This window comes from Dietzia sp. SL131 (genome assembly GCF_026672565.1).
Taxonomy (GTDB): domain Bacteria; phylum Actinomycetota; class Actinomycetes; order Mycobacteriales; family Mycobacteriaceae; genus Dietzia; species Dietzia kunjamensis.
On sequence record NZ_JAPPRI010000003.1, the window covers coordinates 2,727,142 to 2,737,437 of the forward strand.

At 67.9% G+C, this 10,296-nt stretch carries 9 protein-coding genes; 6 read left to right on the top strand and 3 right to left on the bottom strand.

Annotation, left to right across the window (positions count from 1 at the left end; translation table 11 throughout):
* Window positions 1-93: 93 nt before the first annotated feature.
* The 3 genes from OVA21_RS13740 to OVA21_RS13750 are packed head-to-tail and all read right to left on the bottom strand — an operon-like array spanning window position 94 to window position 2,700.
* A complete protein-coding gene (locus tag OVA21_RS13740; protein WP_268092631.1) occupies window positions 94-1,047 on the bottom strand; it encodes a hypothetical protein in 954 nt (317 codons plus the stop codon).
* Window positions 1,044-1,988 carry a protein phosphatase 2C domain-containing protein gene (locus OVA21_RS13745; protein ID WP_268092632.1) on the bottom strand — a complete coding sequence of 315 codons (945 nt, stop codon included), beginning with the start codon at window positions 1,986-1,988 and terminating at the stop codon, window positions 1,044-1,046. Before OVA21_RS13745 ends, OVA21_RS13740 begins: the two co-directional genes overlap by 4 nt.
* The gene (locus OVA21_RS13750; RefSeq protein ID WP_268092633.1) at window positions 1,978-2,700 is read right to left on the bottom strand and encodes a vWA domain-containing protein; all 723 of its coding nucleotides are present in this window, start codon (window positions 2,698-2,700) and stop codon (window positions 1,978-1,980) included. Before OVA21_RS13750 ends, OVA21_RS13745 begins: the two co-directional genes overlap by 11 nt.
* 139 nt (window positions 2,701-2,839) lie before the next feature.
* On the opposite strand from OVA21_RS13750, the gene OVA21_RS13755 reads away from it, so the two are divergent.
* From OVA21_RS13755 to OVA21_RS13780, 6 genes are all read left to right on the top strand, one after another.
* Window positions 2,840-4,042: a hypothetical protein gene (locus OVA21_RS13755; protein WP_268092634.1), complete on the top strand. Its 1,203-nt coding sequence runs from the start codon at window positions 2,840-2,842 to the stop codon at window positions 4,040-4,042.
* On the top strand, window positions 4,039-5,547 hold the full coding sequence (locus OVA21_RS13760; RefSeq protein WP_268092635.1) for a sensor histidine kinase: 1,509 nt from the start codon (window positions 4,039-4,041) through the stop codon (window positions 5,545-5,547). Before OVA21_RS13755 ends, OVA21_RS13760 begins: the two co-directional genes overlap by 4 nt.
* Window positions 5,544-6,056, top strand: a complete 513-nt coding sequence (locus tag OVA21_RS13765; RefSeq protein ID WP_268092636.1) for a response regulator — start codon at window positions 5,544-5,546, stop codon at window positions 6,054-6,056. Before OVA21_RS13760 ends, OVA21_RS13765 begins: the two co-directional genes overlap by 4 nt.
* Window positions 6,053-7,363: a hypothetical protein gene (locus OVA21_RS13770; RefSeq protein ID WP_268092637.1), complete on the top strand. Its 1,311-nt coding sequence runs from the start codon at window positions 6,053-6,055 to the stop codon at window positions 7,361-7,363. Before OVA21_RS13765 ends, OVA21_RS13770 begins: the two co-directional genes overlap by 4 nt.
* Window positions 7,360-8,589 (top strand): hypothetical protein, encoded by a 1,230-nt coding sequence (locus OVA21_RS13775; RefSeq protein ID WP_268092638.1) that lies wholly within the window; start codon window positions 7,360-7,362, stop codon window positions 8,587-8,589. The genes OVA21_RS13770 and OVA21_RS13775 overlap by 4 nt, the downstream gene beginning before the upstream one ends.
* Window positions 8,590-8,664: 75 nt before the next feature.
* A complete protein-coding gene (locus OVA21_RS13780) occupies window positions 8,665-10,230 on the top strand; it encodes a protein kinase domain-containing protein (RefSeq protein WP_268092639.1) in 1,566 nt (521 codons plus the stop codon).
* Window positions 10,231-10,296: the final 66 nt, after the last annotated feature.

Below are 10,296 nucleotides of genomic sequence, written 5' to 3' on the forward strand. Positions count from 1 at the left end.
CCCCATCGGTCCATCCGTTACCCCAGAGGCGGAAGGCTCCGGAGAACTCCGCCACGGTGGTCGACGGATCGGTGACCAGCAGGACCAGTCGGTTCACCGCGCAGCACCCGCCAATGCTAACGCGACCTCCACCGCCGTGGGCCGATCTCCCGCGTCCGGCGCCAACGCCGCCCACACGGCGTCCACCGCCCGCGCCCCGAGGTGCCCGGAGACCACCGCCCCCACGTCGCCCCTGCGTACCGGGAACGCACTGTGACGGGACACCGCCCAGTCCGTCGCCAGGCATCGGACGACGAGAAGTCCGAGCTTGAACACGTCGGACTCCAGGGTGCAGGTCGAGAGCCTCGCCTGTGCCGCGCGGTGTTTCGCCGAACCGGCCGGGGCGGCCATGTCGTCCCGACGGGCGAGGAGGTGCTCGATGGCCATCCAGTGTTCACTCGACCGCTGGGGGACGGGACTCGCCATCCCGACGGGCCGGAAGGAGTCCGAGTCGATGATCATGACGCGGCGCCCGGCGCCCTGGTCGCGAGGCGTCACCAGGACATTCTGGGCACTGACGTCCCCGATGACGATCCCCACTCGATGGAGGGCCGCGACGAGTACCGCCACCTCCACCGCGACGCGCACCCAATCACCTGGCGACGGGTCCTCCAGGCTACTGATCCGCAGCGTGCTGCCCGGTGGCTCGAACAGCACGCCCAGCCGGGAGAACCTCGGCTTCTCGCCGGTGTCGCGCTCGGAGTTCACCTCGAACTCGCGGGGGATCCGCGGCATTACGACGCCGAGCGCCGCACCATCCTCGGCCACCACCGTGTGGGTGGGCCAGACGACGCTATCGAGCACCAGGTCACGCACGTCCGCCTCCCACCCGGCGGGAGCATGGACCAGTGTCTCGAGGAACCGGGCCTGCGCATGCGCCACGCCGTGCAGGGTGTCGGGCTTGTAGCGCTTGTAGACCGTCTCGCCCCGGTCGAGGAGGAACACCTCGCCGTAGTTACCGTCCCCCATGACGGCCCCCAGGCCCGGGAGCTCGGATTCCGGTATCACCCCGTCGCTCCGGTCGTGTCACGGTTCCACACGGTGACCGCCGTGCGATCGTCGATTGCACCCGCGGCGACGAAGGACGACCCGTCGACAAGCTCAAGCAGACTCTCTGCCCTGGTCCAACCCCGGACGAAGAGCTCGACCCCCGGCCGCATTCCGTCACCCAGGACATCCCCGAGGCCGTCGGTGACCAGGCTTAAACCCGATCCCCTGGGCAGCACCCCGGACTCCACGACCGGCACCGGGACGACGTCGGACGGCAGCACTGACACCCCCCTGTCCGCGATCACCCCGCCGGCATGGGCGGCGCCTCCGAGCACCCGGATCCCCCTGACGTCATCCACTACGGCCGTCGAGTCACCGACGATCCGCGCCCGTGTGAACGGAGAATCTCCGTCCGCGCTCACCGGGCCCACGATCGCCACGTCAAGGGTCGTGGCGAGCAGACCCGGCGGGACACCGCCCATCGACCCCGCGCGCCACCGCAGCGCCGTCGACACGGCCCCCGCGAGGTGGTGCCAGTCGACGTCCGAAGTGCCAGGATCGCGACTCCTGTCCACCATCCCCAGAACTTGGTCGACGGCGGTCCTGGCGGCGACCGCCGCGCCGACATCCGAGTGCCGGGCCGCTGAGACGCCGTCGGCGATCGCGACCACGACCCGGTCGGTGGTCCTGGCGAGGCCGAAATCGTAGGCGTCCTGCCGCGGGTGCGAGGTGTCCGTGTTCTTCGGCCCCCTCAGCGAGACGGCGGTAACCCGGAGAGAACCGACGTCGACCGCATCCGCCACCAGGGCGTTCGGGCCACCGGATCCGGTCCGCGGCCACGGCCGGCGCACCTGGCCCTCGACCGCACTCCGCCTCCCGATACGGCGGTGTCCACGCCAGACCCCCTCGGCGCGAGGAACCTCCCCGGGGGAACGGGCGGCCCCGGCGTCATCTGCCATTGACGAGTTCCGTGAACTGGATGGCGCCCGGACGGTTGGAGATCGAACCGATCACGGTGGACATGATGAACGAGACCGCTTCCCGGAAGTGCTGGCCGATGTCCGTCACATCCGTCGGGAAGTGCACGTAGGGCTCACCGGTCTGGCGATCAACGGTCGCATACCTGTGGAGCACCTCCGAACCGGCCATCCGGAGACCGAACTGGAGCACGTGGGGGGCCGCCGCGAACTCTCGATCGACGAGTTCGGCAAAGGCAAGGTCCCGGACGTCCTCCTTGTCCTTTGGTTCTCCGTCGGTCAGAACGAAGACGACCGGGCGGTACATGTCCACCGTGTCGAGGTCCGTCGACTCCACAAGCTCGTCGATCCGGCTCTTCAACAACGCGAACAACGCCGCGTACCGCGTTCCGCCGGATGCCTTGAATTCGATCGAGCTCGGTAGGGACGAGAACTCGTCCATCCTGCTCCTCACCGTAGCCACGGTGTTAAAGGACACGATCTCGAACCGGGCGGTGTCATTGACCGACGGGAACTCCTTCAACTCCTCCGCCATCATGGGCACCAGGTCGTTGGCGATATCGATCATCTTCCGCCCCGTGCCGTTCGGCAGGGTCCTTTGGAGCATCGACGAGGACGTGTCCACGGCGATGTACACCGGGAAGAGCTTCGGCCGCAACAACCGCTCCAAAAGAAACGCATAGTCGTCCGTCATGTGTCCATCCCCTCGGCGAGCCGATCGTGGTGATGTATAGATTCTGACAAACCGACCTGACACACCGCTGTCATTCAGAAAGAGGACATTAACGGGTCGGTGGTGGCCGTACGCTGGTGAAGCCGCCCACCATGGCGCGGTGACGTCGGCCCTGCGCCGAGGTGGAGGCACCCCGGAGGACGAATTCGTGGTCTTGTCGGCCGAGATCGAGGCGGCACTCGAGCACTGCCTGGACGCCATTCCACCTGCTCGCCGCGAACGCGTGGTCCTGCTCGCGATCGCAGACATCGTTGCGCTTCACCAGGGCCGGCCAGCCGTGAACACGTCCGCCCCAGACCTCGGGCTCCCCCTCCGCACCACCTCCCGCTCCGACGTCGACGCCATCGGCGCGGAACTCGACTGGATGGGGCAGGCCGGTGACCGAGCCCGCCGCCAGTATCTGCAGAGGGTGACGGAGCGTGCCGAATTGTATGCGCGGTCGTCCGCGGAGGTTGGCGAGAACACGCTAACCCTCAGCACCCCTGGCCAGCGACGCCACCTCACCGCGATCCTCGAAGACCTCGACCCGTCGGTGCAACCGGCTGCCACCGCCGAGTTTCTGCGTCGATATCAGTCCCTCTTCCCCATCACACTGGCCGGAATGACCGCCCGCGAGCACCGCGGTGAACTCGACTCAATCCTCAGGAAGGGGACCGCCCGGGACCTGAACAGCTTCCTCGACAAGCACTCGATCGACGCCGGCGACGTCGACGAGAGGGTCGCGTGCAGGCTCGCATCGCTCTCCGCGTCCGTTCTCCACCCGGTTCTCCACTCAGGTCCCGGCTCGCTGATCCCTCCCGTTGCCGAGGCGCCCGCGCCTCCGGCTCCTCCCGCTCCCCGGTCGTCGACCTCCCCCGCTCTCGCCCCCTCTGCGCCGTCGACGACGGAGGAGGTAGTCCGCGCTTTGGTGGACCTGGGGTTCCGCCGGGTCGACGACGACTCCGAGATCCCCTACCTGTGGACCGAGGCGATGCCCGATCCGGATCTCGGCACGGTCCTCGAGACGGACGCCCCGATCACAGTGTTCGCCCGCGTCGTGGACGGCTGGCTGGAACTGTTCTCCCCGGTCGCCGATGCCCCCACTCCCCCTCAGCACGTCGCCGCACACGAGATCTGCGCGGTGCGGCGGGGCGTGGGACTGAGAATGGTCGCGAGTGATTTCCTCTGCGTGACGGTCTCGCTCCCGTTCCCGGCGGTCTTGCCGGACGCGATCGACACCGTGGTCTCCGCGATCGTGGACACTGTCATGCTCGTGGCTCTCGCCGTCCCCGCGCCAGCCGATCCCGGTGAGGTCGTCCCGTGACCACCTCCGCAGTGCCGCCTCAGCTGCTCAGCGCCCTGTCCCGCGCGCTGGCCGACGACGACTCGCGCCGGCGATTCCTCCAAGACCCGTCCGACGTGGTCGACACCGCGACAGCTCTCCCCGGGGCGTACGCTGCCGTCGCCGTCGACGCCGCGGCGGCAGCGGCGCGGGGTGGTTCGGCGATCCCTCCAGGCGCCGCCGCCCTCCTCGCCCTCGGCCGCGCCTTCGCCCATGAGAACTGCCTGGCGGGGATCGACCGCCTATCTGCCGCCGCGGGCATCTTCCTGCCCCGCGAGCCGGACCTCGCGACGCGGCTGGTCGCCCTCCGGGTCGAATGCGCCGAAGACGAGGACACCCTGATCGCCACGCTCGCTTACGCCCGCGAGTCTGTCGGCTTCGCGAGTTCCGCACTCGCGCGGGCCGCCGCCCGTGCCTCCGCCCGAAAGTCCGGGATAGACGGCCTCACCGCTCGGTGCTCCCAGTTCGCCGAGACTGGACTCGACCACGGTGAGGCATTCGCGGACGAAGCCATAGTCGAGCTCGTCGCGCGGGGCAGACACGACGCCGCCGAGGCGCTCGCAGATCATGCGCGTCAGTCGGGCCTCGACCTCGACCCGGACACTGAGGCACACCTCCTACCGGAAGAGTGCGATTTCCATGACCCGCGGCTGCCGGCCTGGGCCCCGGAGGATATCCGCGACTACAACCGGTTGGTTTCCCACGAGCTAGGGAACGTCATCTACCGGCTGGAGACGGCCTTGTCGCTCATCACGTCGCGCCACGACCGACTCGCCTGCGAACTCGGCGCTGCGTCCGCCGAAGCTGCGGAACTTCTCGCCCGAGCCGAGACCGCCGGGGGCCGCGCGACGACAGCCGTCACCTCGCTGCGCGCGCTCAACGACAAGCTCCGCTCGTTCTCCTCATGGGCTGAGCCCACCGCGGATGCCGGGGGATGCGATGCCGTGGAGATCGCCGACGACGTGGTCGCCTCACTCACAGACCGCGCCGCCGTTCAGGGCACCGAGGTGGTCGTGCGCCATCACGTCGGCGTGCACCCGCGGATTGCGGTCCCCGCCCCGCTCGTGTGGTTCGTCCTCCACGGTCTCGTCGACAACGCGCTCAAGGCGCACGCCAGAACGGCGACCTCCAAGGTAGGAGAGGAACATGCTCGGGGCACCGACCGGATTGTCGTCCACGTTGCCTACGACCGGGGCGGGGTGGCCGACCGTGAGCGTGCCCCAGACGGATGGACGCTTATGGCCGTAGAGGACGACGGCGATGGAATTCCCTCCGAATTGCCGCCGTCCGTCCTCTCCTGGGACCAGCAGGGAATCCCCGGGACACCGACGGGATCGGGTCTCGGCCTCTCCGCGGCGTCGGACATCGTCCGACGACACGGTGGCTCCCTGACCGCCGCACGCCAGGCGATCGGCTCGATCTTCCGGCTCCGACTCCCGGCCGCGCCCAGCACACCCTGCCCTCCGCACCCTGAGGAGACGACATGACCGGGACAGTAGAATCGGCGCCTCCCACTCCCGCTGTGACGATGCGCGTCGTGGTGGTCGACGACGACCCGGACGTCGTCGAACTCACACGCGAGACCCTGGAGGACGCCGGGTTCGTCGTCGACGCTTATCTCGACCTCGACGACGCGCTCGACCTCCTCCCTGACCGCCAGGGTCCGTTCGTCCTCGTTCTCGACAACGACTTCAACAGGCCGGATGGCCTACGCGGCTGGCACCTCGCCGAGCGGCTCCGTCGCGAACACCCGTGGGGATCCCGGCTGCCGATCATCTACCTCACCGCGACCATGGACACCGACGAGTTCGCCGACCTCGTCCGCGACCGGGGCCCCTTCGCCCCGACGTTCATCGCCCTCAAAGGAGGACACCGCGGCCGACCGCTCGACATCGTCGCGGAGGTCAACCGAGCGCTCGAACAGTTCGCCGACCTCCACCGGGTGGACACCGCCCAACACCTCAGGCGCGCGGTCTCCAGGTGGTCTCAGCGATGACCGCCCCGCGAATGCTCGTGCTGGACACCAACGCCCTCCTCGCCTTGAACGACGGCCAGGACCAGGCGTGGGAGGTACTCAGGAACGGCCAGGCGGACGAGACGGCCGATCCCGAACTCGCCGTCACGTCCCCGTTCGTCACCGTCGCCGAACTCGCGGCGCTGTCCGCACGCGCCGGCGCCCGTGGCGAACTCGAGGCCTGTGATGAGCTGGCGGCGTTCGCCATGGCGCTGCTCGATCCCGTGTACTCGTACAACCTCTTCGGCACGACCGATGTCAGGTTGCTGGGCGCGACCGAGTCGACGGAACCCCGCAGTCTCCTCGACTACACCGATCCCGCGATCATGCAGGTGATCGTCTCTGAACCTGGGAACGGTACGCACGACGTTCCGGTCGACCATCCACGCGCAGAGCGTGTCCGTAGAGTGACGCTCAATCCGACCCCGGAGGATTTCGACGTCATCCAGACCACTGATCTGCTCCTGGAAAGCGGGGACGACGTCCGCCTGTTCACCTTCGACTTCGGCGCGTACCGGGCAGCACAACGCCTGAATCTCCCCGTCGTTGATCAGCCACACTTCTCTCATACCGACGTCACCCATCCGCGCTCGGGTTGTACTCGCGTGCGCATCGGTCCCGTCGACCTTCGCGCAGTCGACGGGACGGTGATCGTCCCCACGGCCGATCTGCTCGTGGCGGTGTTGCTCGGAGAGGACGAGCTTCCTCCGGTCCCCGCCGGCGGGGTACTCGCCACCACGCTGGCAGTGGCTCAGTCGGCCGCCCACCGTGCCCTGCGACGATCGGTCCGGGCCCACCACTCGTCGACCCCTCAACAGGTTCGTGCGGCATTCGTGTCGCTGGTGACGACGAGGATGTCCATCGCCGCCGTCGATGGTCGTCTCCTCACCGCGCTCGTGGACGCCGCGACCGAGGACGAGCGCTGGCGATTCGGCTATCCCACCACCCGCCCCGGTGGCCATCAACAGGTTGTGCCGATCAGGGACATCACGGTGGCGGAGATGATCTCCTCACTCCCGGAGTCCGTCCCGGTCGTCGTCGTCGACACCACGACCGAGCCGGGAGACACCGACGACCTTCCCCACTTGCTCGCGTCGGACCCACTCCGCTACCCGCTCCTGATGCTCCTGGCACGTCGGAGCACTCGAGGGGTTGTGCGCTGTGAGGTGACGATCGCCCTTCGCGGCGGGTTGTCCGGGAAGCCGTTCGAATGCAATCTTCGCGACCTCGCACGCGACGCCCACCGTCTGGGAAGACGCGGACGTCATAGGCCCAGGAGCCGCAGATGAGCGACGACGCAGTCCAAATACGGGTGGGGAGCCTCGCCGATCTCGTCCGGCTGTGCGCGTCGGAGGACTATCCCGAGGGGGTTGCGCCCTGGGGGATCCCGTGGGACAGCGGCGACGAGGCGAGCCTGGCAGATTCCCTCGGACTCGAACTGACTGTCTCCCGCCACACGTTTCTCCGTGTCACCCAATCCCTTCCCGACCCGGACGAGGTCGGCTTCGGTGCCAGACGCCGTGCGGTCGATGCGATCCTCGCAGCTGCCGACCGACACCCTGGCGCCGCGATCGCCCCATCGTTCCTCGGCTACTGGACAAGGGTCGTCACTCTCGCGGACCTGACCCGAGACATCTCCAGACTCCGCAGGGTGCTCGTCCACGCTGTCCGATGCGCGGTCACTGCCCGAGACGGCGACGCAGTCGGGAGTTTCCTCGCTACCGGCAAGGCGCTCGGAATCCAGCCCGACCCGGCAGACCTTCCTGCCGAAGACTTCGACCCGACGCCGTTCCTCACGACACTGCGCGCCGTAGACGATGCGCAGCCGACTCCCGACGTGGCCAGGGATGCGATCCGGCAACTCGACGCCGGACACGCACAAGACGTCGACATGGCGGAGTGCCTCGTGTCGGCTGTTCCCTCGTTCCTCGCCGCGGGGGACACGTCGAGCGCACTGCTCGCCGCCCGCGCCGCTCGCGCGCTGGACCCCGACGGGACCGAGTTCCGCAGGCGGTCCGGTCTTGTCCTCGCGGCATGCATGACAGAAGTGGGAGAACTCGCCACGGCGCGGCGGGTCCTGGACAGGCACTCCGAGGAGGGGGCTCCGACGGTTCAGCGCACGGGCACCGTCGGCGCGCTTCTCCATCGACTGGACCTCCTACTCCCCACGGTTCCCCCGGTCGAACCCGGGGCCCGTCGAGACCACCTGGAGGCGCTCTACTCACACGGCCGGCTCGGTAAACCGGGGTGGAAGGACGCCGAACTGGCTGCGATCGCACACCGCGGTGGGAACGACGGGCCTGGAGACGCATGGCTCGGTCTCGATCTCGCGCGCGCCCGCCGCGACGCCAACTCACCGGAAGCGGCCGCCGAGGTCGCGCTCACCACATTGGTCGCCACCGGCGCCCTGGGCCCGCCAGAAGACGAGTGGTCCAACGTCCGGCGAGACCTCCTCCGCTCGCGATTGCCTCGGGGCGTGTCAGCTCACCCTTCCCGGCGTCATCTGTCCAGCTGACACCCTGCCGAGCAAGGAGCGCTTATCATCAAGCAGCTAGGAATTTCCTTATTCGAGGGACTGGTGGACACACGCATGACCGAGTTCTGGAGCGATCGCGCCCCGTTGATCAAGGTCGGCCACGGCGAGGACTGCCTCAGGGTCGGAGACAAGGCGGACGGGCTCCTCCTAGACGCCCACCTGGGCGACGGCGGGTCCGCTGTGGTCTATCGCGCGGTCGACACCTCTGGACATCGGTTCGCCATGAAGTTCCTCACGGAGGAGTTCGAGGACCACCTCCAGGCGGATCATCCCGGAGACCATCGGATCGGCGCCTACCTCGGCACGGAACTCGAGCGCACGCGGCAGGTGAACTCGGAGCACGTCGTGGACGTCCTGAGAGCGTCTCCGGTACCACGCCAATCCTACTTGGTGATGGAGTGCCTGGAGGGAATGACGCTCCTCGCCTATCTCCGCGAGCATCTCCTCCGCGGACATGAAGACTTCCCCCTGTCGGTCGAGGCCGCACTGGCTCTTCTCTACCAGGTGGCTTGTGGCCTGCGAGATCTGCACGTAGCCGGTTTCTGCCATGCGGACGTCAAGCCCAAGAACTTGTACGTCACCTATCGGGACGACCAGCCCCAGTTGCGGCACAATCCTAGAATTGCAGCCGTGCTCATCGACTTGGGTGCCACCGAGCGGATCGACGACGGTGAGACTCGGATGATCCGCCAGCTCACGCCGGAGTACTGCCGTCCCGGGGTGGACCCCTACGCGCCTCGAGGGATCAAGGACGACTGGTACGCCTTCTCGGTGGTCGCTGCTGAGACGCTCCTCACGGTCGCAGAACACATTCAGAACCCCATGCACATCGGATCGCCGACGACGTCCGGCGCGCTCGGGGAACTCGACCGTGGACTCTCCGTTCTGCAGGACAAGGTGCCGTCAGAATTGCTCGCCCTCATCAACCGGTGTCACCGAAATGCTCCGCCCGCGCCCGGGAGTGGGGATCGGTGGCCCGGCACCGAGACGGCGACGGATTCCATCACCATCGTCCGAAGCCTCGACCACGCGCTCCGGGCCCTGACGGGCCAGACCGGGCGCGACGTCGTGGTCGAGGCGCCCCATCCGGCTGCGGTGCCCGGCGAGCCCCTCAAACTGCTGCCTGTCGTCTGTACGACCAGCGAAGAGTTCACCGCGGTGTTCGCCGACGATCTCCTTCCAGAACAGGCCTCCTCGCCCACAGTCGTGTTGGATCCGGACACCGCGATGAAGCCGCCGTCGACGCAGCCGCACCGTTCGCCGGAACCAGAACCCGCCCGCCCGACCGAGCATTTCGGCTTCCGTTCCGACGCGTTCCCCAGTCCTCCAGAGCCCTCTCCGGATCTCGGCCGCGAGACGATTGTCCATTCTTCGAACGGCATGCCTCGCGGAGGCGCCGCCCTCCACTGGCGGACCGAGGACCCGACCCAGTGGAGTGTGCGTGACATCCTCGCGGCCTCCGCAGAGCCGGTGCCTCACCCTTCCGGAAAGCTGTCGCTCGCCGAATGGGCGCACCGTTCCGATTTCCACGCTCTCGCGTTCATCGTCGCCTCGGGGGTTGTCTCTTTTCTCGTCGTTCTACTGCTCACACTCGCTGTTCTGGCGATTCTCCCCAGGTGAACCCGCGTTGATTCAAGGAGACCTCATGCCCCGTCACGTGAACCACGACCGGCTTCCTCCCATCCC

Bases quoted from the DNA above. Each gene is read 5' to 3' on its own strand.
- OVA21_RS13745 (WP_268092632.1), bottom strand. From the start codon at position 1,988: ATGGCAGATGACGCCGGGGCCGCCCGTTCCCCCGGGGAGGTTCCTCGC.
- OVA21_RS13750 (WP_268092633.1), bottom strand. From the start codon at position 2,700: ATGACGGACGACTATGCGTTTCTTTTGGAGCGGTTGTTGCGGCCGAAG.
- OVA21_RS13765 (WP_268092636.1), top strand. From the start codon at position 5,544: ATGACCGGGACAGTAGAATCGGCGCCTCCCACTCCCGCTGTGACGATG.
- OVA21_RS13770 (WP_268092637.1), top strand. From the start codon at position 6,053: ATGACCGCCCCGCGAATGCTCGTGCTGGACACCAACGCCCTCCTCGCC.
- OVA21_RS13775 (WP_268092638.1), top strand. From the start codon at position 7,360: ATGAGCGACGACGCAGTCCAAATACGGGTGGGGAGCCTCGCCGATCTC.
- OVA21_RS13780 (WP_268092639.1), top strand. From the start codon at position 8,665: ATGACCGAGTTCTGGAGCGATCGCGCCCCGTTGATCAAGGTCGGCCAC.